The organism is Staphylococcus schleiferi, from assembly GCF_025558325.1.
In the GTDB taxonomy this organism is placed as follows: Bacteria; Bacillota; Bacilli; order Staphylococcales; family Staphylococcaceae; genus Staphylococcus; species Staphylococcus schleiferi.
The window spans coordinates 751,182-777,683 of sequence record NZ_CP094712.1; the positions used below are offsets into that span (position 1 = coordinate 751,182).

The window sequence follows — 26,502 nt, forward strand, 5'->3', positions numbered from 1 at the left end:
TATGCCAACTGTGACGAGTGCCACAAAGAAAAAGAAGAAAACAACTTTAGAAACATTTAAAGAAATGAATCCCTTATCTTTCGGCGAAGAAATAGGGAATGCAGTTTCACATGGTGTTGCTGCGTTTTTGATGTTAATTGCACTACCATATGCAGCTGTACATAGTTATGCACATTCTGGCGTGTTAATGTCGGTAAGTGTATCTGTTTTTGTAATCAGTTTATTTTTGATGTTTATATCGTCTACTGTATATCATTCAATGCAACAAGCTTCACCTCATAAATATGTCATGCGTATCATTGATCATAGTATGATTTACGTAGCGATTACTGGGACATATACGCCTGTATCCTTAGTACTTGTAGGTGGGTGGCTCGGTTGGATCATCATGATTTTGTTATGGGGAACGACGCTTTGGGGCATTTTATACAAAGCGATTGCCACTCAGGTCAATGCTAAATTAAGTCTCATCATCTATCTCATTATGGGATGGGTAGGTGTCATTTATTTGCCTATTATTATAAGTAAAGGCGCGTGGCTCTTCTTTATTTTTATTTTGTTAGGTGGATTAGCTTATACAATTGGTGCTTGGTTTTACGCACAAAAAAATAGACCCTATTTTCATATGATATGGCATATTTTTATCTTTATTGCATCTATCTTTCACTTTATAGGTATTTTATACTTTATGTAGGCAGGTGTTAGCATGCAATCAAATTATAAATTGTTAATGTTTGCACTAAGTGTATTAATCCTCTTTCAAATGTTTTTTGGCTATTATTATTTGTTAGGGGACGGTGCAGTTACATCTTCTCCGTACCTTGGTGTCGTGTCATTAATTTTAGGTGTCATCCTAATGATGGTTATGGCTTCTATTTATCGTTATCATCAAAAAAATAAATAATACAGATAAAAAAGACTGTTATAGGCGCTCTTTATCATCATTAAATGATAACTGAGGGGACTTTGGCAGTCTTTTCTAACATGCTTGCCCATATTTTGAAACCATTGTTCATTTTAATCATAAGAATATCGTGTCTGATTAAAACGTTTTATTTAAAATTGAAAATGGACGCATGGGTCAGATATCGTGATATTTGAGCAGAATCGAATACGTATCCGTTTTGTAACGTGTATAATGTACATGTTTTAATAGAAGGTTTGAAAAAGAAAAACAACGAAGTAGAAATCGATTTGAAATTATTCGTTTAACAATTAAACACCTATAGATAGGGGTAAAGTTCAATTCAAAACGAATTTTCATTTTTGCAATTTACTTTGATAATTGTTTGCATTTTTAAGACAAACCGAATGAGATGTATCTTAATTTATTAAATCACTTAAAATAAATAATGGCACAGTAGATGTCTGGGACGGTCAAAGGTTTTGCAAGCTTTTCGCACCCGTCGATATTGTCATTAAAGAAAGGTCGATAACTATGAAATTAAAACAAGTTAGTATTATTTGCTCGCTTGTCCTGATTATGTTTATGGCAGCTATAGAAACATCCATTGTGTCTTTAGCATTGCCAACCATGCGTGATGATCTTCACGCGACACAACCGATTTCTTTAGTATTTACAGTTTACTTTATAGGTATTGTATTAGCCATACCGATTTTAAGTGAATTGATGTCACGCATTAAAATTATTTATGTGACGATGATTGGCTTATTATTATTTATTATTGGGAGCCTTATGTCTGGGATGAGCACACACTTTGAGATGCTTATTTTTGCAAGATTGCTACAAGGCATAGGTGCTGGTGTAAATATGTCTTTAGCCCAAATCGTACCTAAGTTAGCTTTTGAAATTCCATTTCGATATAAAGTAATGGGAATAGTCGGAAGTGTCTGGGGCATTTCGAGTATACTCGGTCCTTTTTTAGGGGGCTTTATTTTAGAAGTTTCATCTTGGCATTGGCTATTTTATATCAATATTCCAATTGGGATTCTTGTCATGGGAATTGTGCTTACTTCTTATCATTTTGAAGCGGAAACGACATCCAATCATCAAGTTGATGTGGCAGGTATGGCTTTATTCTATATTTTATTAGCGCTTTTAATGGTAACGGTCTTAGTTTCAGGACATTTATGGATTAACATTTTAGCGTTTTGTGCATTTCTCTTTGTATTTTGGTACATCATTCGCAGAGGCAAAACAGCTAAAATTTCATTTTTACCAATCAAGGAATTTAAGTCTACCGTGCGTTTAGCCTTTTTTACAGATTTTTTCATTGCAATGGCACTAATTGGATTTAATGTTTTTATTCCATCGTATTTACAAGATCATCTTCACTTAAGTCCGTTACAAAGTGGTTTGGTCATTTTTCCGCTTTCAATGGGTTGGCTACTTGTGAACTTTACACTTGAAAAAATCGAAGCAAATCGAACTATTAGAGGTTTATATTTAATCGCAATAGGTATTTTAGTTGTAGGAAGTATTCTTATTATTATCAGTGCATATCATCCGATTATTATTGCGATTGCTTTAATTTTCATAGGAATGAGTTTTGGTACAGCATATACAAAAGATAGCGTAATGGTTCAAGAAAAAACCTCACCTGAGAGTATGAAAAAAATGATGTCGCTCTTTACATTGACACGTAATATGGGGAATTCAGTAGGATCAGCAGTGATTGGTTATATTTATGCGATGCAACATACGCTATTTCATAATTCAATACAAAATGTAATGATATTTTGTATGATTGTATTGATAGGACTAGGTTTTGTATGGTTCGTGCAAAAAGATAAAACTTTACGTTCAGTTTCTGAAGCGTGATATAGTATAAAAAAAGGAGGGTTTGAGCATGAAAGGTAAGTTTAATTTATTTAACTTAGTCACTTTAATGATCATACTCTCCATTTTTATTATTTCAGGGGCTATCTTTTTAACGCTATTAGGTTTTGGTTTGTTTGGATTGAGTCGTTTGTTGATTTATTTTCACCTAGGGTCTTTTACTTACAACAAAGGTTTTTATGATAATTTGGTTTATTACGGTAGCTATATCATCTTAGGATATTTTGTGATTTACTGTATTGAATATTTAATGGATTGGCTCAGAAAAAAATTATATCCTAATCCTTATTTAGAAGGCTTTACATTTCATTTAATATCATACTCGATAATTACGACAATGTTTTTCTTTTTAATTCATATTCATTATCAGTATATTCGCATTGATTATTGGGTACTTATGTTGATTATTGCGTTTTTATATATTTGTAAAGAGATATTTTATCCTGATTCAGAAGATTTAAATCAGAATAAGCGTCATTAACAAAGAACGAAAACGTAATGAAAGCAAATACTTTGCTAAGCTAACGGATTAGACATAAAATAAGTCAATGCTAAAGATTTATGAAGGAGGAATGTGTATGCACGAGGGTGTTCAAATTGATAAAAAACAACGTAACTTTATCGTCGCCGTCATTTTGGCCAGTGCATTCATAGCAATACTGAATCAAACGCTATTGAATACCGCACTTCCTAGTATTATGAGAGGACTAAACATTGATGAAAGTACATCACAATGGTTAGTCACTGGTTTTATGCTTGTTAACGGGATTATGATTCCATTAACTGCTTATTTAATGGATAGAGTCCCTACGCGTTACTTGTATCTTGCAGCGATGGGGACTTTTTTATTAGGTTCTGTGATTGCTGTTTCTGCACCTACCTTTCTAGTACTGATGTTGGCACGTGTCATTCAAGCCATGGGGGCTGGCGTTATTATGCCACTGAGTCAATTCACGCTCTTTACGCTATTCCCTAAAAGCCAGCGTGGATTTGCGATGGGGTTATCAGGCCTAGTGATACAATTTGCCCCAGCTATAGGGCCTACACTTTCAGGACTTCTAGTTGACCATTATACTTGGCGTGCGCCATTAATGGTGGTGGTCGTTGTCGCAACGATTGGCTTTATTTTTGGTTGGATGTCAATGCGAAACTTTAGTGATACAAAAGAAGTTGTACTGGATAAAACATCAGTCTTACTCTCTACATTCGGTTTTGGTCTGATGTTATATGGCTTTAGTATCGCTGGTACACAAGGTTTTCATAATCCACTTGTTATCATCAGCTTGATTGCAGGACTGGTGATTGTAGGTATCTTTATTCACAGACAATTAAAAATTGATAATCCTATCCTTAATCTACATGTCTTTCAATCGAGAACCTTCACACTAACGTCAATCGCATCTATGATTGCATTTACCTCTATGGTTGGCCCGGCATTATTAATTCCTGTGTATATCCAAAATGCATTAGGTTTATCCGCATTGTTATCTGGTTTAGTTGTTCTTCCAGGTGCTGTAATCAACGGTGTGATGTCTGTTGTCAATGGTCGCCTTTACGATAAAGTGGGGGCAAGGGTTTTAGTCATCCCTGGTTTTATCTTATTGCTGATTACTACTTTAATGATGGCACAACTGACAGCACATACTTCTTATTTATATGTTATTAGTATTTTTACAATCCGACTCTTTTCTATATCATTATTGACGATGCCTTTAAATACAGCAGGTATCAATTCATTAACAAATGATATGGTTTCCCACGGGACAGCGATTATGAATACTTTACGGACAATTTCTGGTTCTATGGGGACAGCGTTGATGGTAACCCTCATGAGTTTAGGTGCGCGCTGGTATCATCCGGATCATTCTGTAGCACAAGGAATGATTCATAGAGAAGCTATTGCTTTTGGTGTGGATTTAGCTTTTTATGTAACTTCTGGATTTTTATTAATTGGCCTCATCATTAGCTTTTTTATTTATGATCGTGGTAAAGAGAAAAAGACAAGAAAGCAAAATTATGTGCGCCAACCTAATCGGTAAGTGAAGCGCATAAGGATGACAAAATAAAACGAGATGGCAAGCTGAGTAGGAGTGCTGAGTGAGCTATCTTGTTTTTTATGTATGAAAATAAAGTATTTATAGTTTTTTACCTTATGAAAGTTGACAGAGTTTTGTTAAACTAAAATTAAAGCGTATTCAAAAGGAGATGTCGGAAGTGTTAACAGAAGAAAAGGTAAGCGCACTTGTAGGAGAAATTAAAGACCCAATTATTAATGTACCTTTAAAAGAAACAAAGGGTATCATTGATATTTCTATAAAAGAAGAAAAAGCACATGTCAGTGTCAAAGTTGCGATGGCACAGTTAGGGGGACAGCCACAACTTGAATTGCAAATGGCTATCGTTGAGAAATTGAAAGAAAATGGTGCTAAAACAGTCGGTATTCGTTTTGAGAGCTTGCCAGAAGAAACGGTTGCCAAATATAAAGGGAATCAACAAGCGAAAAAACAGACAATAGAAGAATTTTTATCTAAAGACAATCCGCTAGAGTTTATTGCGATTGCGTCTGGTAAAGGGGGCGTTGGTAAATCAACCGTAGCAGTCAATCTGGCTGTATCACTAGCACGAGAAGGAAAACGTGTTGGTCTAATTGATGCTGATATTTATGGTTTTAGTGTACCTGATATGATGGGTATCGATGAAAAGCCAGGCATAGAAGGTAAAACGATTATTCCAGTAGAACGCCACGGTGTTAAAGTGATTTCGATGGCTTTCTTTGTAGAAGAAAATGCACCAGTAATATGGCGTGGGCCTATGTTGGGTAAAATGCTTACGAACTTTTTCACAGAAGTGAAGTGGGGAGATTTAGATTATTTAATCCTTGATTTACCGCCGGGTACTGGAGATGTCGCATTAGATGTACATACGATGCTACCTTCTAGTAAAGAAATAATTGTCACAACACCGCATCCGACTGCGGCATTTGTTGCAGCAAGAGCAGGTGCTATGGCTAAACATACAGAACATTCTATTCTCGGTATTATTGAAAACATGTCTTATTTTGAGAGTAAGGAAACGGGTAATAAAGAATATGTCTTTGGACAAGGCGGTGGCCAGAAGTTGGCTGATGAATTGAGTACCGAGTTGCTTGGTCAATTGCCATTAGAACAACCTTCATGGAAGCCAGTGGATTTCTCACCTTCGATTTATCAACCAGAAGATCGCTTAGGACAAATTTATCAAGACATTGCACGTAAAATTATTGATAAAACAAAATAAGTGGAGTTATTTCATAGATGTTATGAAGCGGGATTGAAGTTAAACAGATGATATGGTCTGTAATGGCATAGATGATTGGGATTGCATAAAGTAATAGATGATTACTTTTGTGATCCAAACATCTAATGCCATTTTTCAAATTTTGATTGCTTTAATGTATGGATTAATGATTTTTGTATGACCTGTTTTAGAGCAATTTAGAATGGGAAAATAGCACCAGAATCAATGTTTTTAGGCCTATTAAAATAAATTTTAAAAAATTGAAATTTAGACTTGCTTTTTTATATCAATCTGTATAGAATATATTCTTGTGAGCGAAACAAATCACTAATTCAACAATAAAATAAATTATTAATTTATTGTTGACACATCGTTAAGACGATGGTAAGATATAAAAGTCGCCAAAAGCGACAAAAAAGAATTTTATTCAAAAATATTTGAATGGTGTAAAATTTACTATTGCAAATATGTGAGAATAAATATAAAATGTTAAAAGTGTTGTTAATTAAGTTGATTTATAGTAAACTTAGTTAATGATGTTAACAACAGAATGAAATGAACATTGAAAACTGAATGACAATATGTCAACGTTAATTCCGATAATTTGAGTACTTTAACGTACTTTGAAGAGTGATTGACTAAATCAATCAATGAGCTATATCAAGCTTACTTCTTTTATGGAGAGTTTGATCCTGGCTCAGGATGAACGCTGGCGGCGTGCCTAATACATGCAAGTCGAGCGAACGGACGAGGAGCTTGCTCCTTTGAAGTTAGCGGCGGACGGGTGAGTAACACGTGGGTAACCTACCTATAAGACTGGAATAACTCCGGGAAACCGGGGCTAATGCCGGATAACATGTTGAACCGCATGGTTCAACAGTGAAAGACGGTCTTGCTGTCACTTATAGATGGACCCGCGCCGTATTAGCTAGTTGGTGGGGTAACGGCCTACCAAGGCGACGATACGTAGCCGACCTGAGAGGGTGATCGGCCACACTGGAACTGAGACACGGTCCAGACTCCTACGGGAGGCAGCAGTAGGGAATCTTCCGCAATGGGCGAAAGCCTGACGGAGCAACGCCGCGTGAGTGATGAAGGTCTTCGGATCGTAAAGCTCTGTTGTTAGGGAAGAACAAATGTGTAAGTAACTGTGCACGTCTTGACGGTACCTAACCAGAAAGCCACGGCTAACTACGTGCCAGCAGCCGCGGTAATACGTAGGTGGCAAGCGTTATCCGGAATTATTGGGCGTAAAGCGCGCGTAGGCGGTTTTTTAAGTCTGATGTGAAAGCCCACGGCTCAACCGTGGAGGGTCATTGGAAACTGGAAAACTTGAGTGCAGAAGAGGAAAGTGGAATTCCATGTGTAGCGGTGAAATGCGCAGAGATATGGAGGAACACCAGTGGCGAAGGCGGCTTTCTGGTCTGCAACTGACGCTGATGTGCGAAAGCGTGGGGATCAAACAGGATTAGATACCCTGGTAGTCCACGCCGTAAACGATGAGTGCTAAGTGTTAGGGGGTTTCCGCCCCTTAGTGCTGCAGCTAACGCATTAAGCACTCCGCCTGGGGAGTACGGTCGCAAGACTGAAACTCAAAGGAATTGACGGGGACCCGCACAAGCGGTGGAGCATGTGGTTTAATTCGAAGCAACGCGAAGAACCTTACCAAATCTTGACATCCTTTGACCGCTCTAGAGATAGAGTTTTCCTCTTCGGAGGACAAAGTGACAGGTGGTGCATGGTTGTCGTCAGCTCGTGTCGTGAGATGTTGGGTTAAGTCCCGCAACGAGCGCAACCCTTGAGCTTAGTTGCCATCATTAAGTTGGGCACTCTAAGTTGACTGCCGGTGACAAACCGGAGGAAGGTGGGGATGACGTCAAATCATCATGCCCCTTATGATTTGGGCTACACACGTGCTACAATGGACAATACAAAGGGCAGCGAAACCGCGAGGTCAAGCAAATCCCATAAAGTTGTTCTCAGTTCGGATTGTAGTCTGCAACTCGACTACATGAAGCTGGAATCGCTAGTAATCGTAGATCAGCATGCTACGGTGAATACGTTCCCGGGTCTTGTACACACCGCCCGTCACACCACGAGAGTTTGTAACACCCGAAGCCGGTGGAGTAACCATTTTGGAGCTAGCCGTCGAAGGTGGGACAAATGATTGGGGTGAAGTCGTAACAAGGTAGCCGTATCGGAAGGTGCGGCTGGATCACCTCCTTTCTAAGGATAATATACGGAAATATCACCAACAGGTGATAGACGGAATTAACATGACATATTGTATTCAGTTTTGAATGCTCATTCATTTGAGGATTCAACGATTGTACATTGAAAACTAGATAAGTAAGTATAGATTTTACCAAGCAAAACCGAGTGACAAGCGAAAGCTTGAAACAAAATTATCGCTAGTCGTCGACAGACGACTCACATAATTAATAACTGGTGAATTGAGTAAAAGCTCAATCATAAAAGATTAAGTTATTAAGGGCGCACGGTGGATGCCTTGGCACTAGAAGCCGATGAAGGACGTTACTAACGACGATATGCTTTGGGGAGCTGTAAGTAAGCTTTGATCCAGAGATTTCCGAATGGGGGAACCCAGCACGAGTTATGTCGTGTTATCCGCATATGAATTCATAGTATGTGAGAAGGTAGACCCGGAGAACTGAAACATCTTAGTACCCGGAGGAAGAGAAAGAAAAATCGATTCCCTGAGTAGCGGCGAGCGAAACGGGAAGAGCCCAAACCAACAAGCTTGCTTGTTGGGGTTGTAGGACACTCTGTACGGAGTTACAAAAGTATTTGTTAGACGAATAACCTGGAAAGGTTAATCAGAGAAGGTAATAATCCTGTAGTCGAAAACGAATACCCTCTTGAGTGGATCCTGAGTACGACGGAGCACGTGAAATTCCGTCGGAATCTAGGAGGACCATCTCCTAAGGCTAAATACTCTCTAGTGACCGATAGTGAACCAGTACCGTGAGGGAAAGGTGAAAAGTACCCCGGAAGGGGAGTGAAAGAGAACTTGAAACCGTGTGCTTACAAGTAGTCAGAGCCCGTTAATGGGTGATGGCGTGCCTTTTGTAGAATGAACCGGCGAGTTACGATCTGATGCAAGGTTAAGCAGAAAATGTGGAGCCGTAGCGAAAGCGAGTCTGAATAGGGCGAATGAGTATTTGGTCGTAGACCCGAAACCAGGTGATCTACCCTTGGTCAGGTTGAAGTTCAGGTAACACTGAATGGAGGACCGAACCGACTTACGTTGAAAAGTGAGCGGATGAACTGAGGGTAGCGGAGAAATTCCAATCGAACTTGGAGATAGCTGGTTCTCTCCGAAATAGCTTTAGGGCTAGCCTCAAGTGATGATTATTGGAGGTAGAGCACTGTTTGGACGAGGGGCCCCTCTCGGGTTACCGAATTCAGACAAACTCCGAATGCCAAATAATTTAACTTGGGAGTCAGAACGTGGGTGATAAGGTCCATGTTCGAAAGGGAAACAGCCCAGACCACCAGCTAAGGTCCCAAAATATATGTTAAGTGGAAAAGGATGTGGCGTTGCCCAGACAACTAGGATGTTGGCTTAGAAGCAGCCATCATTTAAAGAGTGCGTAATAGCTCACTAGTCGAGTGACACTGCGCCGAAAATGTACCGGGGCTAAACATATTACCGAAGCTGTGGATTGTCCGTAGGACAATGGTAGGAGAGCGTTCTAAGGGCGTTGAAGCATGATCGCAAGGACATGTGGAGCGCTTAGAAGTGAGAATGCCGGTGTGAGTAGCGAAAGACGGGTGAGAATCCCGTCCACCGATTGACTAAGGTTTCCAGAGGAAGGCTCGTCCGCTCTGGGTTAGTCGGGTCCTAAGCTGAGGCCGACAGGCGTAGGCGATGGATAACAGGTTGATATTCCTGTACCACCAATATTCGTTTTAAGCGATGGGGGGACGCAGTAGGATAGGCGAAGCGTGCTGTTGGAGTGCACGTCCAAGCAGTAAGATTGAGTGTTAGGCAAATCCGGCACTCATTAAGATTGAGCTGTGATGGGGAGAGGAAATTGTTTCCTCGAGTCGTTGATTTCACACTGCCGAGAAAAGCCTCTAGCTAGAATATCGGTGCCCGTACCGCAAACCGACACAGGTAGTCAAGATGAGAATTCTAAGGTGAGCGAGCGAACTCTCGTTAAGGAACTCGGCAAAATGACCCCGTAACTTCGGGAGAAGGGGTGCTCTTTGGGGTTCACGCTCTGAAGAGCCGCAGTGAATAGGCCCAAGCGACTGTTTATCAAAAACACAGGTCTCTGCTAAACCGTAAGGTGACGTATAGGGGCTGACGCCTGCCCGGTGCTGGAAGGTTAAGAGGAGTGGTTAGCGCAAGCGAAGCTACGAATCGAAGCCCCAGTAAACGGCGGCCGTAACTATAACGGTCCTAAGGTAGCGAAATTCCTTGTCGGGTAAGTTCCGACCCGCACGAAAGGCGTAACGATTTGGGCACTGTCTCAACGAGAGACTCGGTGAAATCATAGTACCGGTGAAGATGCCGGTTACCCGCGACAGGACGGAAAGACCCCGTGGAGCTTTACTGTAGCCTGATATTGAAATTCGGTACAGTTTGTACAGGATAGGTAGGAGCCTTAGAAGCGTGAGCGCTAGCTTACGTGGAGGCACTGGTGGGATACTACCCTAATTGTATTGGATTTCTAACCCGCAGCACTTATCGTGCTGGGAGACAGTGTCAGGCGGGCAGTTTGACTGGGGCGGTCGCCTCCTAAAGTGTAACGGAGGCGCTCAAAGGTTCCCTCAGAATGGTTGGAAATCATTCATAGAGTGTAAAGGCATAAGGGAGCTTGACTGCGAGACCTACAAGTCGAGCAGGGTCGAAAGACGGACTTAGTGATCCGGTGGTTCCGCATGGAAGGGCCATCGCTCAACGGATAAAAGCTACCCCGGGGATAACAGGCTTATCTCCCCCAAGAGTTCACATCGACGGGGAGGTTTGGCACCTCGATGTCGGCTCATCGCATCCTGGGGCTGTAGTCGGTCCCAAGGGTTGGGCTGTTCGCCCATTAAAGCGGTACGCGAGCTGGGTTCAGAACGTCGTGAGACAGTTCGGTCCCTATCCGTCGTGGGCGTAGGAAATTTGAGAGGAGCTGTCCTTAGTACGAGAGGACCGGGATGGACATACCTCTGGTGTACCAGTTGTCGTGCCAACGGCATAGCTGGGTAGCTATGTATGGACGGGATAAGTGCTGAAAGCATCTAAGCATGAAGCCCCCCTCGAGATGAGATTTCCCAACTTCGGTTATAAGATCCCTCGAAGATGACGAGGTAAATAGGTTCGAGGTGGAAGCGTAGTGATACGTGGAGCTGACGAATACTAATCGGTCGAAGACTTAATCAAATTTGTTCACAAGGTTTTACTTGTAAATGTATACTTACGATCTAGTTTTGAATGTATAACATTCAATTTAATCTGGTGCCAATGGCAAAGAGGTCACACCTGTTCCCATGCCGAACACAGAAGTTAAGCTCTTTAGCGCCGATGGTAGTCGGACTGACGTTCCGCGAGAGTAGGACGGTGCCAGGTTATTTTATTATTCCACAGTAGCTCAGTGGTAGAGCTATCGGCTGTTAACCGATCGGTCGTAGGTTCGAGTCCTACCTGTGGAGCCATGGCCCCTTGGTCAAGCGGTTAAGACACCGCCCTTTCACGGCGGTAACACGGGTTCGAGTCCCGTAGGGGTCATTTAAATTTTGGAGAATTAGCTCAGCTGGGAGAGCATCTGCCTTACAAGCAGAGGGTCGGCGGTTCGAACCCGTCATTCTCCACCATTTTTTCTTCATTACATATGGAGGGGTAGCGAAGTGGCTAAACGCGGCGGACTGTAAATCCGCTCCTTCGGGTTCGGCAGTTCGAATCTGCCCCCCTCCACCATTAATGGGCTATAGCCAAGCGGTAAGGCAACGGACTTTGACTCCGTCACGCGCTGGTTCGAATCCAGCTAGCCCAGCCATTAGAGCCATTAGCTCAGTTGGTAGAGCATCTGACTTTTAATCAGAGGGTCAGAGGTTCGAATCCTCTATGGCTCACTACAGACCTTATCTCAATAGAGATAAGGTTTTTTTATGGTTTTAGGAATGTTTGATGCTATTCCACAATGCGTTCGGGACATATAGTATTTGGCCCTATACTAAAAAGGTCTGGTGATTCTTTGGATCATCAGTCCTTTTTAGGTTCTTCATTTTTTATGGTGGGATGACATAAGTCATCCTGCTTTTTTGTACAAAAATAGCGCAAATGCCTCTATAATTTTAAGTGACTAAACCAAAAATAAAGGAGACATATTGCGCCTATGTGCAATGATATATTAAAGTTACTAAAAATTAAAGATAATAATATTAAAATCACTAAAGTCGAAGAAGATGTAGTTATTAGAGGTAAGAAATCTAACGTCATCTTTGGTACCCTTTCATACAAGCCTATGACTTGTCCTCACTGTTATCATACGAATCCAAACCGAATACACAAACACGGAAAACGTTTATCGCGAATTACTTTTTTAAGATTCCAAGAGATAGCAGTGTATTTAAATCTGTTAAAACAACGTTTTAAATGTATGGTTTGTGGTCGGACTTTTACTTCTAAAACAAATGTTGTTGAGGATAACTGTTTTATCTCAAACCATGTTCAGAAAGCCATTATAGATAAAGCAACACAAGTTCGCTCAGAAACTGATATCGCAAGTGATTGTAACGTTTCTGCATCTTCTGTAAAACGTGTGATTCATAAAGTAAGCAATGCCACTTTTCAATAGTGAAATTGCTTAAATAGATTGCGTACCGAGTCGAGACTCCCGAGGCATAGAGCCGAAACCGAAAATCCATTTTGGCTTCTTATGAGCTACAATAAAAGCCAAAATTAGTTGAGGTAAGGCGCCTGGGAAAGCGAGACTCGAAGAAGCAATCGGAAGTTTGCGACTTAATTATTATAGACACATAACCACCATATAAAGTGTACAGCCTTTTATAATACAAAAAGAGCGCAATTATCTCTATAATTAAAAGTATCTGACCACTCGTAACTAAGGAGACAATGCGCTTATATCTAATATACACTAACCATACTTGGAATTTGGAATTAAAGATAAAAATGTTACTTTTAAAAATAAGTTTGAAAATAAAATAGAAGTATAATTTATTTATGAATGAAAGCTTGTATTCAGAATAAGAAACAATTATTCTGTTTATGTATGCGGGCGAAATTAAAATAAGGGGATATAAGTTGATTTAATCATCAAGATAAGAAAAGGGGAGTTATCATATGACAAAGACAATTGAATTAATAGGTGCACCTACAACTTTTGGACAAAAGAAGCTCGGTGTTGATCTAGGGCCAGATGCGATACGTTATGCGGGTGTGTTACCACGCTTAAAAGCGATTGGCCATCATGTTATTGACAGTGGGAATGTAGAAGCACCAAAGCTAGATATTGAAAAATTTAAGGCGCCGCAACGAGGTCTTCAAAATTATGATGAGATTCTTACTTTTTCGAAAGCGTTACATGACCGTGTAGCTACAAGTATTAAAAATAATCATTTTCCAGTTATTTTAGGAGGTGACCACTCGTTAGCGATAGGCTCTATTTCAGGTGTCGCACAGCATTATTCTCGTCTGGGTGTCATCTGGTATGATGCACATGGTGATTTGAATATTCCAGAGGAGTCTCCTTCAGGCAATGTACATGGGATGCCATTACGTATACTTGCTGGCGAAGGAGATCAGCAATTAGTCGAACTCGGTGGTTTTGCGCCAAAAGTGAAGCCTGAAAATATTGTGTTGATCGGAATGAGAGATTTAGATTATGGTGAACGGGCGTATATCAAAAAGCACCAAATCAGAACTTATACAATGGCAGATATCGATGAGAGAGGGATTCAAGCTATTGTAAAAGAAAGTATTACATATTTACAATCCAAAACAAATGGTATCCATCTGTCGCTCGACGTTGATGCTTTAGATCCAAGTGAAGTGCCTGGGACGGGTACGAAAGTTCCAGGAGGATTGACCTATCGAGAAAGTCATTTCGCTTTAGAATTACTCTATCAATCTGGTTTAATTACTTCTCTTGATATTGTAGAGGTGAATCCATTATTAGATATAGAAAATCGTACAGCTGAACAAGCAGTTGCGTTGTTAGGCTCTTTTTTTGGAGAGACACTGTTGTAAGTTGTTAAAACAGTCAATGGGAACTAAAATTTGTATATGGTTTGTCCATAATATTTGAATACAAGGTTTGAGTGGGGCTCACTCAAGCCTTGTTTCATTTTATGAGAAATGATACAGTGATAAGACACTTCACGCATGGATTCATGATAGAATGTTTTAGACACGATATGACAAATAAGCATAAACATTGGTATAATATTTGTTATGGGAATAGATTACCGGAGGAGATACTATGCAGATTTCTAACCTCTTAGAAAATTTAAGCACACTTGAGGTCATAACAGGTATTCTAGATTTATTAATTGTATGGTATGTCATTTATCTACTGATTACAGTCTTTAAAGGGACGAAAGCAATTCAATTATTAAAAGGAATATTATTTATACTTGTTGGTAAAGCAATCAGTGAATATTTACAGTTAACGACGACTTCAAGATTGTTTGATTTAGTGATGCAATGGGGATTTTTAGCCATCATTGTTATTTTTCAGCCGGAGATTAGACGCGCGCTTGAACAACTTGGGAGAGGGAGTTTATTTAAGCGCTATTCGACGACATCTTCGGTAGAAGTACCCAAACTTGTTGATTCTGTGTCTAAAGCTGTACAGTACATGGCAAAACGTCGTATTGGTGCATTAATTGTGTTTGAAAAAGAAACAGGTTTACAAGATTACATAGAGACGGGTATTCCAATGCACTCAGAGATTTCTCAAGAGCTATTGACCAATGTTTTTATTCCTAATACACCATTGCATGATGGTGCAATGATTATACAAGGTGATAAAATCGCTACAGCTGCCAGCTACCTACCTTTGTCGGATAGTCCGAAGATCTCAAAAAGTTTAGGTACACGACACCGTGCAGCGGTGGGCATTTCTGAAGTGTCAGATGCGTTTACTGTTGTTGTTTCAGAAGAGACTGGATCTATTTCTGTGACATTTGATGGCAAATTGCGTAAAGATATTTCAGTAGAAGTTTTTGAAGAGTTACTCTCTGAACATTGGTTTGGTGTACACTTTGCAAAGAAAGGTGTGAATTAAATGTTTGAATCTAAATGGGGTTTACGTTTCTTTGCATTTATACTCGCTTTATTATTGTTTTTATCGGTGAATAATGTTTTTGGAACATCTTTCAGTACTGATAATATTTCGAATAACGGGAACAAAACAATTAAAAACGCACACGTAGAAGTCATCAATAATGATAAAAATTTATACGTCTCTGGGGCACCTGATACGGTTGATGTTGAGTTAACAGGTCCACAATCTAAAGTTCTGCAAGCTCAAAAAACTGGAGATATTAAAGTCGTTCTGGATGCGTCAGATATTCAACCGGGTGAGCACACGTTAGAATTCCAAGTGCGTGGACTAGATAAAGATATTAACTATCACGTTTATCCGAAAGAGGCGACATTGTCTGTTGAAAAGAAAGAAACACGAACGTATGCGGTTGAACCGAATGTGAGTCCTTATGCGATAGATTCAAATTTCAAACTTAAGGATGCTTCTGTATCACCACACACCGTCAAAGTGATTGGTGGTAAAGAACAATTAGACCGTATTGCTTTCGTTAAGGCAAGTTTCCGCAATGAAAATGATATTAAAGAAAAAACGACAGGCGATGCTAATGTAGCCGTATTTGATAAAAATATGAATAAGCTCGATGTTCAAATTGAGCCATCAACGGTTGAACTTACGGCAGATGTCGAACCTTATTCAAAAAAAGTGAAACTTGATGTATCGACAAAAGGAAATCCAACCGATGGATTAAAAGTTGCTGACGTTTCATTAGATACAAAAGAAATTGAGATATTTGGTAATCGAGAAGCTTTACAAGATATATCTGAAGTTTCTGGTGAAATTGATGTTAATGGCATCTCAAGTGACACAGAAAAAGAAGTTAAATTAACACTACCTGAAAATGTGACAAAGCTAGAACCAGATAAGGTTAAAGCAAAAATTAAAGTACAGTGATGAATGAGAGTAAAAGGAGATATGATTTATGGGTAAATACTTTGGCACTGATGGTGTAAGGGGTATAGCAAACCAAGAATTAACACCAGAGTTGGCATTTAAATTAGGACGTTATGGTGGCTATGTTTTAGCGCACAATGAGCACACGGAACATCCACGCGTACTTGTTGGAAAAGACACGCGTGTATCTGGAGAAATGTTAGAGCATGCGTTAATCGCCGGTTTAGTTTCTATCGGTGCAGAAGTGATGCGCTTAGGTGTGATTTCCACACCAGGTGTCGCATACTTAACGAGAGATATGGGCGCAGAATTAGGTGTAATGATTTCTGCTTCACATAATCCTGTGGAAGATAATGGGATTAAGTTTTTTGGTTCAGATGGATTCAAACTTTCTGATGAACAAGAGCTTGAAATTGAAGCATTGTTAGATGAATCTAACCCTGATTTACCACGTCCAACAGGTACGGCGATCGTGCATACATCCGACTACTTTGAAGGTGCACAAAAATATTTAAGTTATTTAAAATCAACGGTTGAAGTCAATTTAGAAGGTCTTAAAATTGTATTAGACGGTGCACACGGATCAACTGCTGGATTGGCGCCATTCCTATTTGGCGATCTCGAAGCGGACACCGTGACAATTGGCTGTAACCCTGATGGTTATAATATTAACGATCAAGTTGGTTCAACACATCCTGAAACATTGGCAAAAACCGTTGTTGAAACAGGCAGTGATTTTGGACTTGCATTTGATGGTGATGGTGACCGTTTAATTGCAGTTGATGAACAAGGTCAAGTCGTGGATGGCGACCAAATTATGTTTATTCTTGGACAAGAAATGTCTAAAAACCAAGAGTTAAATGAGAATATGATTGTTTCTACTGTCATGAGTAATTTAGGCTTTTATAAAGCATTAGAAGCAGAAGGAATCCAATCCAATAAAACAAAAGTAGGCGATCGCTACGTTGTCGAAGAGATGCGTCGTGGTCACTACAATTTAGGTGGAGAACAATCAGGCCATATCGTTTTAATGGACTACAATACAACAGGTGACGGACTCTTAACAGGTGTTCAACTTGCTGCAGTTGTTAAACGTTCTGGTAAAAAGTTGAGTCAACTTGCAAATCAAATGACAAAATACCCGCAACGCCTCGTAAACGTGCGTGTGACAGATAAACATGCTGTCGAACAAAATGAAGATGTAAAAGCCATTATTGAACAAGTTAAAACTGAAATGAACGGTGAAGGCCGTATATTAGTTCGTCCATCAGGTACTGAATCACTTGTGCGTGTGATGGTCGAAGCTAAAACAGATGAAGATGCGTATAACTATGCACAACGTATCGCTGATGTTGTAGAAGAGAAAATGGGATTATCGTAATTGCACTGTGAATTAACATGTATGAATCTCATGAGTGTGGTTGTGACAATTAGGCCGAATCACAAATATATTGATAAAATCCAAAGAGCCTGAGACAAAATTGTCTCAATAATCGATGAAATCCGAGGTTTTCGTAAAAAACGAAAAATCTCGGATTTTTTTCCTTTTATCATCAGTTTAGCCGCACTAGATGCGACTAATTTCCTTAGGCACCTCGTTAGTTTAGTTTTTGTTGTGATGAATTAAATTATACGAAAGTGCCTTATTTTTTTAGGATAATGGTGAATGATTACATATATAAGCGAAGTATTTATAGCGAGACTCCTGAGGGAACAGGACGAGCCGAAGACTACAGGCTGAGGCTGTCCCCTCGGAAAGCGAGCCTATATAATACGAAGCATGATAATAAAAAGGAAGCTCGAAGACGATTTTTATCAAAATCATCATCGAGCTATTTATTTTGGTATTTATGTCCCAGACTCATTTTCCTACGATTAGTCAAGTCTTTATGTTTAAAATAAGCATTACTAAATTAGCCCGTTCAATTTAATTTTTTTGAATAAGGTGTTATGATGTATATGATTATATGGTTACATTAGTGTGGTGCTTTTTGATAATCATATAATTGATTGTTAGTAATAAGATAATGAATGGTTTTTAACAAACGATTCACACTAGCTATGACTGCAGTCTTATGAGGTTTCTCATTTGGCTGCTTTCTTAATTTGTAGTAATAGTCTGCAACATGATTTTTATAACGATTTCGTCCTCTAATGATATTCATGATGATTAGAAACAATAAACGTCTAGCTTTCTTATTACCTCTTTTATTAATTGTATCTCTGCTCATAGAATTACCTGATTGATAACGTTTTATATCAATTCCGACATACGCATTGAGTTGTTTGTTTCAAAATGTGTTATATCTCCAAGCTCTCCAATCAGTAAAGCAGTGGTTAATTCTCCTAACCCAGGAATAGAAACTATATTTTCAAACGCATCAGTTGTCTTAGCTAATTTAATCATCTCTTTATCAAACAAATCTTTTTCATGCATAGATTTAAGTAATTTATCACATAGATGTCTTAATTTCTCTACGAGAAATGAAGATTGTTTAACTGTAGGGAAGCTATTTTGTGCTATTGAAATCAAATCATTCGTATACTTTTGAGCTTTTTTAATGGACATGCCTTTAGCTGTTGAATTAAGTATGGTATGAGTTAATTCGTCATGTGTTAATGCGAAAACACAATTGGGATGAGGAAATACTTTAGCTATATTTAAAGCAATCTTAGAGTACCTATTTTTAAATAACTTTTCTAAGCCTGGAAATGTTTGATGAAGCACTTCAACTAATTCTACCTTTAGTTTATTTTGATCATTTTCCATTTCTAAATGAAATCTTGCACGTTCTCTAAGCTCAAAATATATTTCTTCAGTATGACGTTGAATTTTAGCGTCCTTCATATTGAATGCCAAAAGCGCAAGTTTATGTGCATCAGCTTGATCGGTTTTCCATGATCTTAAAGAACTTGTTCTGAATTTAGCTTCTAACGGGTTCATCTCAATATAATTAATTTGATTTACGCGACAAAATCGAGTCATACCTCTTGAATAAATACCAGTAGATTCAAAAATGATTTGTAGGTGGTCTAAATCATTCAAATACTTTAATAAATAATTATAACCATTTTTATTATTTTGAATGGTAAATTCTCTTTGAAATTGATCGTTATGATAATGAGCTACGACACTACTTCTTTTACTAATATCAACACCTAAGTAATTGATAAATATAGCCTCCTTTAAAGAATTGAGAAGCTTTGAACTTTACTTAGCCTTTTTCATCTCATTTTCCTATACACGGTTTCAAGAACCCAACATACTTCAAACGAATTTCAAAAGGAGAGTAAAGCTGATCAGTTTAAATTGCGGATTCAAAGATCCAAGAGTCTACTCGATCTACTTCTCTCTACAACTATAAAAAATAGCTGTGAAGAAATCTATCGTCATAAATTTCTTCACAGCTAATCTTAGTATGTTTTATATTTTGTAATTGTATCATCAAACAATACACAAAAATACCATCGAGGAGGCTGGCCAATTTAAGTGAAAATCGACATCATTTTAGCTAATGAATACTTTAAGCTTAGGATATTGGGTTCACAAAAAGGATTGTTATTTTAATATAGCAATACAACAGATTATAATTAAAATAACTTATAAATATTTTAGGTATAAACGTTAAAAGTATAGACAAAATCTAGACATTATTGCTTTTATAGCATTTATACTTTTATTTGCAATAAAAGTTTCACTCATTGTACAATAGATTATATTGCAAGAAGGAGGGTAGAGGTTGAAATAGTTTATAAAGCGCCAGCGCAAATTGAAAGCATGTATTGTCGACCGATATGCTAAAGCAGAGCATCTCATAGATACATGTAGGAGATTTGTGGACGAGGAGGATAGTGATCGAATATGATCGGCGGATGCTATCCCGGATGTGGCTCATTCGTTAGCTTATTAATTAAATCATTAGGGTAACCTATTGGACAAAGTTAGTAAGATCGCCAAACTAATTCAATAAAAAAAGAATGCGATGCTGGAGTTATTTGTTCACATTTTGTTGCATTATAGCAGAATGCCAAAAGTGTAAAAAAATGACATGCAGCACCGTTATTTCAGTGTGGAGGAATTTATTTATGTGTGGAATTGTTGGCTATATTGGCTATCAAAATGCGAAAGAAATTTTATTAAAAGGGTTAGAGAAACTCGAATATCGTGGATATGACTCAGCAGGTATTGCGATTCGTGATGAAAACGAAGTGACTGTTACAAAGGCACAAGGCCGAATTGCTGAGTTACGTAAAGAAGCAGACAATGAACATGATGGATCTACGGGAATCGGTCATACAAGATGGGCAACACATGGTGTGCCAAGTTATGAAAATTCTCACCCACATCAATCTACAAGTGGTAGATACACACTCGTACACAATGGTGTGATTGAAAATTATGAAGAGCTTAGAGAAGAATATGTTCCTAATGTTCAATTTGTTTCAGAAACAGACACTGAAGTTATCGTGCAATTGATTGAACATTTTGCTGAAACAGGTTTATCTACTGAAGACGCATTTACAAAAGTGGTTTCTCTATTACACGGTTCATATGCACTCGGTTTATTAGATTCTGAAGATAGTGAGACAATCTATGTCGCTAAAAACAAATCACCATTACTTGTTGGAATCGGCGACGATTTTAACGTGATTGCTTCTGATTCACTTGCAATGATTCAAGTGACAAGTGAATATAAAGAATTAAAAGACCAAGAGATTGTAATCGTTAAACGTGATGAAGTTGTCATTAAAAATTTAGAAGGCCAAGTAATCGATCGTGAAAGTTACATTGCTGAAATCGATGCATCTGATGCTGAAAAAGGTGTTTACGATCACTATATGTTGAAAGAAATTCATGATCAACCTGCTGTAATGCGTCGTATTATTCAAGAATATCAAGATGAACAAGGTAATTTAAAAATTGATCCTGAAATTGTTAAAGATGTTAAAGCAGCAGACCGTATTTACATTATTGCTGCAGGTACAAGTTATCATGCAGGATTAGTAGGTAAAGTATTTATTGAAAAATGGGCAGGTATTCCAACTGAAGTTCATGTTGCTTCAGAATTTGTTTACAATATTCCATTACTATCTGAAAATCCATTATTCATCTATATTTCTCAATCAGGTGAAACGGCTGATAGTCGTGCCGTGTTAGTTGAAACAACAAAACTTGGTCATCGTTCATTAACAATTACAAACGTAGCTGGTTCTACACTTTCTCGTGAAGCAGATCATACATTATTACTTCATGCGGGGCCTGAGATTGCTGTTGCTTCAACTAAAGCATATACAGCACAAATTGCAGTTTTATCAATTATGTCACACGTTGTTGCACAAGCACGTGGTATTGATCCGAATATTGATTTATTGCGTGAATTAGCGAAAGTCACTGCTGCAATTGAAACAGTGGTCGATGATGCACCACAAATGGAACAAATCGCAAAAGATTTCTTAGAAACAACACGTAATGCATTCTTTATTGGACGTACAATTGATTACAATGTAAGTTTAGAAGGTGCTTTAAAACTAAAAGAAATCTCATATATTCAAGCAGAAGGTTTTGCTGGCGGAGAGTTGAAACATGGTACAATCGCACTCATCGAAGACGGTACACCTGTCTTTGCACTTGCTACACAAGAAGGTGTAAATCTCTCTATTCGTGGTAACGTGAAAGAAGTTGTTGCTCGTGGTGCTCATCCATGTATTATTTCTATGGAAGGACTAGAAAAAGATGGAGACACATATGTGATTCCTCATGTTCATGAGTTGTTAACACCACTTGTTTCAGTTGTTTCACTACAATTGATTTCTTATTATGCTGCATTACATCGTGATTTAGATGTTGATAAACCACGTAATTTAGCGAAATCTGTAACTGTGGAATAACATTCTCTGTTTTTCATCAATAGCGTAAGGTACAAGCAAATAGGCTTCGTATCTTACGCATTTTTTAGTTTAACTTCATTTTGTTATGAAAGGTTACAGTTTGTAAGAAAATAAGCGCGCGTCGTGTTGCGTAAGTATCTATTTGATGACACAATAAAGGAGTAATCAATGAATGAAAGGAAATGCGATCATGCAAAATATAAAAGCAATATTTTTAGATATGGATGGTACAATTCTTCATCAAAATAATAGAGCGTCTGAAAAGACAGCTTCAGTCATCGCTCGCCTTAGATCAGAGGGGTATAAGGTGTTTTTAGCAACAGGACGTGCTTACGAAGAGATTCATTTACTTATACCAGAAGATCTTCAGTTTGATGGTATCATTTCATCGAATGGAACATTAGGACATATTGATGAACACGTATTATTTGAACACGATCTTAGTCTTGAAGCGGTACGTCAAATTGTGATGGAAGCGCAACAAGATGGAATTTATTATGAGGTCTTTCCATTTGATGAACCGCGATTTGCCCTAAATGAAGATCAAAGTTGGATGTTAAGCTTAGTCAAAGGTGACAAGCCTGATACTGTAAATGAAAGTGAATGGTTATCAAGACACGAAGCAGTAAGAGAAAAATTAACTTGGCGTGATACGATACCGACGCAACTTGGTTTTTCAAAAATATATTTATTCCATTCTGATCTAAACAAAATTAAAAGTTTTAGAGAAAAAATGGTCGCACAGCAGTCAGAATTAAACATTGAAGTTTCTAATTCAACACCTAACAACGTAGAAACAATGGCGTATCATATTAATAAAGGGACAGGAATAGAAGAGATGTGTCGTCATTTTAATATTCAACTTTCTGAAACACTCGTTATTGGAGATAGTGACAATGATCGCGCGATGTTTAAAGTGGGTGGTGTAACGGTTGCGATGAAAAATGCCAGTGCGGAGATTAAAGCATTGACGCAATATGAAACTGAAGTCGACCATAATCATGATGGGGCGGCACAATTTTTAGAAGCACAACTATTAAAATAATTAAAAGCCAGTCTGCGATGGAAGTTTTTCCTGACAGACTGGCTTTCAGCTTATTTCACTTCTTTTTGTCCTCTACGCACAAAATATTGAATGATTGTACCGATAATGAGTAAGTAAATGAGATATCGAATAATTAAAAAGATAATATTGAATATAATCATTAAATAATAAGCGACATCTTGTGAAATATGTGCGAGATTTTGTTGAATTAAGTAATTAATAGGTTGATTAAGAATAATAAAGATCAAATTAAGTAATAAAATGCCAATAAAGAAACGTAAAAATGTTTTATGACCATTTTTAATACCATGCCATGCTTCTTTTAGATGTACTTTAACACTTCTTGAAGCATCTTCAGTTAAGGAAGTAGCAAGGTTTGTAACGTATACAACCGTGAACCAAACGAAGATACTTAAAATAAATGAAGATAATACAATTAAGATACTAATGATGAATTGTAACCAGCCTTGACTGATGTCATTAGCACTAATGGCATTAAAGAGTTTTTGTACGAGATAAGAAACACCTGCATTAACGAGACCATAGACGATGACTGTTAGTATAATGAATAAAATACTCATCAGACCTAGAATCACACTTTTGCCCCAAATGCCTTTTTTAAATGAGCGCACTAAATCTTTCCATTGCATTTGCGCTGAATCTAAAACAGAGTGGCGAATGACACATACAAGTCCTGTATAGATTGGGAAGAGGACCATCGAGAAAATACAGATGGTTAGAATGATGGCACCAATCATCATGAAAATTAATTTTGTCATACTTTGTTGACCCGTTAAAATAGAGATCTGCCAAGCTTGAAGTAATAAATTAAACGGTGACATTACGAGAATAGCCAACAATAACAATATTGCAAAACCAATAAATGATGTGGCAAATAGTTTTAATTTTTGATTTTTTGTATTATGCCAAAATAACTTTGTGAATTTTACCAATAGTGAGCACTCCTTTCACATATAATCCACATTATCAAAATCTTTCTTATTTGAAAATAAAAATGGTCTTAATTTAAACGATTTTATCAGTAAATAAAAATAAACATGAAAATAGTTTGTTTTTAATACAGAGATGATAGCTAAAGTTTGATAAGATATGAAGTGAGGGTGAGGGGAAAAGCTATGAAAATCACGAATCAAAAGAAATATGAGCAAATTGCGGATGTATTGATTCAGCAAATTGAAGAAGGAACTTTAGAAGTTGGGCAACGCTTGCCTTCAATTCAAAAGCTTGCTGAAGCGTATGGTGTGAGTAACGCTTCAATGCGTGAGGCACTGAATGCGCTCAGAGTGATAGGACTCGTAGATATTAAGCATGGTTATGGGACGTTTGTAAAACAAAAACAGCCACAGTTATTTGATTTTCTATCTCATACACTTACGAAAGAGCGTGTACGCGACATATTAGAATTGCGTGAATCGGTAGAAGTGGCGACAGCACAATATGCTGCATTACGACACACAGATGAAGATATACGAGCAATGGAAACTGCTTTAGAAGAAATGGTCAATGCGATCCAATGTCAACAATCGGGTGAGGAAGCAGATTTAAAATTTCATCTTGCTATTGCTAAAGCCTCTCATAATGCATTGTTATATGAGTTGCTAAATAATATTTCGGACCTCATTCAACAGACGATGAAAGGTACGCGTCATATTTATATTTATAGCCGACAAAAAACGATGGAGAAATTATTGGAAGAACACAGTGTCATCTTAGAAGCAATTAAAAAGCGACAAGAAAAAAAGGCAGCAACATTAATGACCCATCACTTAGTCGAAATCCGTCAAACACTAGTCAAAAATTATATAGTAGAAACAAATTAGGTCGTTAAAGCGCTTTGAATGATACGAAGTGGTTCAGGAATCCAGGAAGTGAGATCGTTTGATTTTCTAATTACTAAAGCACATTTATAGGAGATATGATACAATTATGTAAGATTATTGTGCCATTTCATTGAGTTTCGGTGGTACAGAGGAAATCTAACATACATATAAAAAGAGCATAATATGAAAGATTGAGAGGTGGTTCCCAATGCCATTATTACTTGAACCTGTTTTTCAGGAAAGAATTTGGGGTGGAACAAATCTCGCACAATTTGGTTATGATTTACCGAGTGACCATACTGGTGAGGTATGGGGAATCTCAGCTCATCCACATGGTGCGAATCGGATATTAAACGGTCCATTTAAAGGACAAACATTAGATGAAGTTTGGGAAAATCAACCTAAACTGTTTGGGGAATTTCCTACAAAAAAGTTTCCACTATTAACTAAGATTTTGGATGCTGAACAAAAATTATCAGTTCAAGTTCATCCTGATGATACGTATGCTTATGAGCATGAAAACGGAGAATACGGCAAAACAGAATGTTGGTATATATTAGATGCAAAACCAGGTGCAGAAATTATATATGGCACAAATGCGCAATCTCATGAAGAACTCAATGAAATGATAGATCAACGTGATTTTGAGCATCTGTTTAGACGCGTCCCTGTCCACAAAGGTGACTTTTTCTTTGTGCCGGCTGGTACAGTCCATGGCATAGGTGCAGGTATTATGATTTTAGAAACACAACAGTCTTCAGATACGACTTATCGGATCTATGATTATGATAGACAAGATAAAAATGGTAATAAAAGACCGTTACATCTTGAAAAAAGTAAAGATGTCATTCAAATTAGTGAAGAAAGTCCTAATGTAGTACCACAAACTGAAGTGATTGAAAATCATAAGTGTACGACGTTTGTTCAAAATTCATTTTTTACAGTGACACATTGGGATATACAAGGCACATTGAACTATATGAAGCCGCGAGAATTTGTTTTGGTCTCTGTACTGGATGGACAAGGGCAGCTCGTTACAGATGGTGAAATTTACGATATAAAAAAAGGGAACCATTTTATATTGACTGCAGAAGATTTGGATAACGTATTTGAAGGTGAATTTTCACTGATTATTAGTTATGTATAAGAAGAGGAGAATGACATGAAATGGGGTTTATATATCGCTTTAGTTTGCGGTATTTTATCTGGAGCGACTATATTTTTTCAAGTGCCTATCTTTCCTTCCATTGTATTTCCAGTGTTAATCGGAATGATTGGTATCATCGCCACACTTTGGACTTTGCCTAATCGTACCATCAGCCCAATGTTAAAGGTGGGCGGGGTACTCATTAACTTCCTTCCAGTTGCAGTCGGTCTAATGCAATGGATGAACACTCAATGAAAAGTAATATAATAAATAAAAAAACATTGCTGGATTAAAGGATAAGATAT

The 26,502-nt window shown here is 38.0% G+C and carries 17 protein-coding genes, 6 tRNA genes, 3 rRNA genes and 1 pseudogene; 25 read left to right on the forward strand and 2 right to left on the reverse strand.

Annotated elements, in window-relative coordinates:
* Positions 1 to 10: 10 nt before the first annotated feature.
* The 20 genes from trhA to glmM all read left to right on the forward strand — a co-directional run bounded on the left by trhA (position 11) and on the right by glmM (position 17,656).
* The gene (gene trhA / locus MUA40_RS03315; RefSeq protein WP_037559596.1) at positions 11 to 694 is read left to right on the forward strand and encodes a PAQR family membrane homeostasis protein TrhA; all 684 of its coding nucleotides are present in this window, start codon (positions 11 to 13) and stop codon (positions 692 to 694) included.
* A gap of 12 nt (positions 695 to 706) precedes the next feature.
* The gene (locus tag MUA40_RS03320; RefSeq protein WP_016426403.1) at positions 707 to 904 is read left to right on the forward strand and encodes a hypothetical protein; all 198 of its coding nucleotides are present in this window, start codon (positions 707 to 709) and stop codon (positions 902 to 904) included.
* 534 nt (positions 905 to 1,438) lie between these two features.
* On the forward strand, positions 1,439 to 2,782 hold the full coding sequence (gene sdrM / locus MUA40_RS03325) for a multidrug efflux MFS transporter SdrM (protein ID WP_126496520.1): 1,344 nt from the start codon (positions 1,439 to 1,441) through the stop codon (positions 2,780 to 2,782).
* Between the two features lie 28 nt (positions 2,783 to 2,810).
* Entirely contained in the window at positions 2,811 to 3,281 is a 471-nt protein-coding gene (locus MUA40_RS03330) for a SepA family multidrug efflux transporter (protein WP_016426405.1), read from the forward strand.
* Positions 3,282 to 3,378: 97 nt separating this feature from the next.
* Positions 3,379 to 4,839, forward strand: a complete 1,461-nt coding sequence (locus MUA40_RS03335) for an MDR family MFS transporter (RefSeq protein WP_016426406.1) — start codon at positions 3,379 to 3,381, stop codon at positions 4,837 to 4,839.
* Between the two features lie 166 nt (positions 4,840 to 5,005).
* Positions 5,006 to 6,076: an Mrp/NBP35 family ATP-binding protein gene (locus tag MUA40_RS03340; protein WP_207554727.1), complete on the forward strand. Its 1,071-nt coding sequence runs from the start codon at positions 5,006 to 5,008 to the stop codon at positions 6,074 to 6,076.
* Positions 6,077 to 6,750: 674 nt separating this feature from the next.
* A 16S ribosomal RNA gene (locus MUA40_RS03345) occupies positions 6,751 to 8,302 on the forward strand.
* A gap of 251 nt (positions 8,303 to 8,553) precedes the next feature.
* Positions 8,554 to 11,477 (forward strand): 23S ribosomal RNA (locus MUA40_RS03350).
* Between the two features lie 71 nt (positions 11,478 to 11,548).
* Positions 11,549 to 11,663: ribosomal RNA gene (rrf, locus tag MUA40_RS03355) — 5S ribosomal RNA — on the forward strand.
* The 16S, 23S and 5S rRNA genes sit together here with 6 tRNA genes alongside, the layout of an rRNA operon.
* A gap of 11 nt (positions 11,664 to 11,674) precedes the next feature.
* Positions 11,675 to 11,749, forward strand: a tRNA-Asn gene (locus MUA40_RS03360).
* A 1-nt stretch (position 11,750) separates the two neighbouring features.
* Positions 11,751 to 11,822: transfer RNA gene (locus MUA40_RS03365), tRNA-Glu, on the forward strand.
* 10 nt (positions 11,823 to 11,832) lie between these two features.
* A tRNA-Val gene (locus MUA40_RS03370) sits at positions 11,833 to 11,908 on the forward strand.
* A 19-nt stretch (positions 11,909 to 11,927) separates the two neighbouring features.
* A tRNA-Tyr gene (locus tag MUA40_RS03375) sits at positions 11,928 to 12,011 on the forward strand.
* Positions 12,012 to 12,015: 4 nt separating this feature from the next.
* Positions 12,016 to 12,090: transfer RNA gene (locus MUA40_RS03380), tRNA-Gln, on the forward strand.
* Positions 12,091 to 12,093: 3 nt separating this feature from the next.
* Positions 12,094 to 12,166 (forward strand) — tRNA-Lys (locus MUA40_RS03385).
* 263 nt (positions 12,167 to 12,429) lie between these two features.
* Complete coding sequence (locus tag MUA40_RS03390) at positions 12,430 to 12,891, forward strand: ISL3 family transposase (protein WP_016426333.1); 462 nt, start codon at positions 12,430 to 12,432, stop codon at positions 12,889 to 12,891.
* 506 nt (positions 12,892 to 13,397) lie between these two features.
* Entirely contained in the window at positions 13,398 to 14,303 is a 906-nt protein-coding gene (gene rocF, locus MUA40_RS03395; protein WP_167733077.1) for an arginase, read from the forward strand.
* Positions 14,304 to 14,535: 232 nt separating this feature from the next.
* Positions 14,536 to 15,342, forward strand: a complete 807-nt coding sequence (gene cdaA, locus MUA40_RS03400; RefSeq protein ID WP_016426409.1) for a diadenylate cyclase CdaA — start codon at positions 14,536 to 14,538, stop codon at positions 15,340 to 15,342.
* Positions 15,343 to 16,275 (forward strand): CdaR family protein, encoded by a 933-nt coding sequence (locus MUA40_RS03405; protein ID WP_016426410.1) that lies wholly within the window; start codon positions 15,343 to 15,345, stop codon positions 16,273 to 16,275.
* Between the two features lie 28 nt (positions 16,276 to 16,303).
* The gene (glmM, locus tag MUA40_RS03410; RefSeq protein WP_050330329.1) at positions 16,304 to 17,656 is read left to right on the forward strand and encodes a phosphoglucosamine mutase; all 1,353 of its coding nucleotides are present in this window, start codon (positions 16,304 to 16,306) and stop codon (positions 17,654 to 17,656) included.
* 595 nt (positions 17,657 to 18,251) lie between these two features.
* Here glmM and MUA40_RS03415 read toward each other — a convergent pair.
* Positions 18,252 to 19,447: pseudogene (locus MUA40_RS03415) on the reverse strand (IS110 family RNA-guided transposase).
* Positions 19,448 to 20,361: 914 nt separating this feature from the next.
* Between MUA40_RS03415 and glmS the strand changes: the two are divergent.
* Together glmS and MUA40_RS03425 are read left to right on the forward strand one after the other, a co-directional pair.
* A complete protein-coding gene (gene glmS / locus MUA40_RS03420) occupies positions 20,362 to 22,164 on the forward strand; it encodes a glutamine--fructose-6-phosphate transaminase (isomerizing) (protein ID WP_126496475.1) in 1,803 nt (600 codons plus the stop codon).
* Positions 22,165 to 22,354: 190 nt separating this feature from the next.
* On the forward strand, positions 22,355 to 23,209 hold the full coding sequence (locus tag MUA40_RS03425) for a Cof-type HAD-IIB family hydrolase (RefSeq protein WP_037559598.1): 855 nt from the start codon (positions 22,355 to 22,357) through the stop codon (positions 23,207 to 23,209).
* A gap of 50 nt (positions 23,210 to 23,259) precedes the next feature.
* Here the strand turns inward: MUA40_RS03425 and MUA40_RS03430 are convergent, their stop codons facing one another.
* A complete protein-coding gene (locus tag MUA40_RS03430) occupies positions 23,260 to 24,162 on the reverse strand; it encodes a lytic transglycosylase (RefSeq protein WP_262569892.1) in 903 nt (300 codons plus the stop codon).
* Between the two features lie 183 nt (positions 24,163 to 24,345).
* Between MUA40_RS03430 and MUA40_RS03435 the strand changes: the two genes are divergently transcribed.
* The 3 genes from MUA40_RS03435 to MUA40_RS03445 all read left to right on the forward strand — a co-directional run bounded on the left by MUA40_RS03435 (position 24,346) and on the right by MUA40_RS03445 (position 26,452).
* Positions 24,346 to 25,050 (forward strand): FadR/GntR family transcriptional regulator, encoded by a 705-nt coding sequence (locus MUA40_RS03435; RefSeq protein ID WP_016426415.1) that lies wholly within the window; start codon positions 24,346 to 24,348, stop codon positions 25,048 to 25,050.
* A 208-nt stretch (positions 25,051 to 25,258) separates the two neighbouring features.
* On the forward strand, positions 25,259 to 26,197 hold the full coding sequence (gene manA / locus MUA40_RS03440) for a mannose-6-phosphate isomerase, class I (protein ID WP_016426416.1): 939 nt from the start codon (positions 25,259 to 25,261) through the stop codon (positions 26,195 to 26,197).
* 15 nt (positions 26,198 to 26,212) lie between these two features.
* Positions 26,213 to 26,452, forward strand: a complete 240-nt coding sequence (locus tag MUA40_RS03445; RefSeq protein ID WP_016426417.1) for a hypothetical protein — start codon at positions 26,213 to 26,215, stop codon at positions 26,450 to 26,452.
* Positions 26,453 to 26,502 lie beyond the last annotated feature (50 nt).

Coding starts and splice junctions, on each gene's coding strand:
- MUA40_RS03320 (WP_016426403.1), top strand. CDS start 707: ATGCAATCAAATTATAAATTGTTAATGTTTGCACTAAGTGTATTAATC.
- sdrM (WP_126496520.1), top strand. CDS start 1,439: ATGAAATTAAAACAAGTTAGTATTATTTGCTCGCTTGTCCTGATTATG.
- MUA40_RS03330 (WP_016426405.1), top strand. CDS start 2,811: ATGAAAGGTAAGTTTAATTTATTTAACTTAGTCACTTTAATGATCATA.
- MUA40_RS03335 (WP_016426406.1), top strand. CDS start 3,379: ATGCACGAGGGTGTTCAAATTGATAAAAAACAACGTAACTTTATCGTC.
- MUA40_RS03340 (WP_207554727.1), top strand. CDS start 5,006: ATGTCGGAAGTGTTAACAGAAGAAAAGGTAAGCGCACTTGTAGGAGAA.
- MUA40_RS03390 (WP_016426333.1), top strand. CDS start 12,430: ATGTGCAATGATATATTAAAGTTACTAAAAATTAAAGATAATAATATT.
- rocF (WP_167733077.1), top strand. CDS start 13,398: ATGACAAAGACAATTGAATTAATAGGTGCACCTACAACTTTTGGACAA.
- cdaA (WP_016426409.1), top strand. CDS start 14,536: ATGCAGATTTCTAACCTCTTAGAAAATTTAAGCACACTTGAGGTCATA.
- MUA40_RS03405 (WP_016426410.1), top strand. CDS start 15,343: ATGTTTGAATCTAAATGGGGTTTACGTTTCTTTGCATTTATACTCGCT.
- glmM (WP_050330329.1), top strand. CDS start 16,304: ATGGGTAAATACTTTGGCACTGATGGTGTAAGGGGTATAGCAAACCAA.
- glmS (WP_126496475.1), top strand. CDS start 20,362: ATGTGTGGAATTGTTGGCTATATTGGCTATCAAAATGCGAAAGAAATT.
- MUA40_RS03425 (WP_037559598.1), top strand. CDS start 22,355: ATGCAAAATATAAAAGCAATATTTTTAGATATGGATGGTACAATTCTT.
- MUA40_RS03435 (WP_016426415.1), top strand. CDS start 24,346: ATGAAAATCACGAATCAAAAGAAATATGAGCAAATTGCGGATGTATTG.
- manA (WP_016426416.1), top strand. CDS start 25,259: ATGCCATTATTACTTGAACCTGTTTTTCAGGAAAGAATTTGGGGTGGA.
- MUA40_RS03445 (WP_016426417.1), top strand. CDS start 26,213: ATGAAATGGGGTTTATATATCGCTTTAGTTTGCGGTATTTTATCTGGA.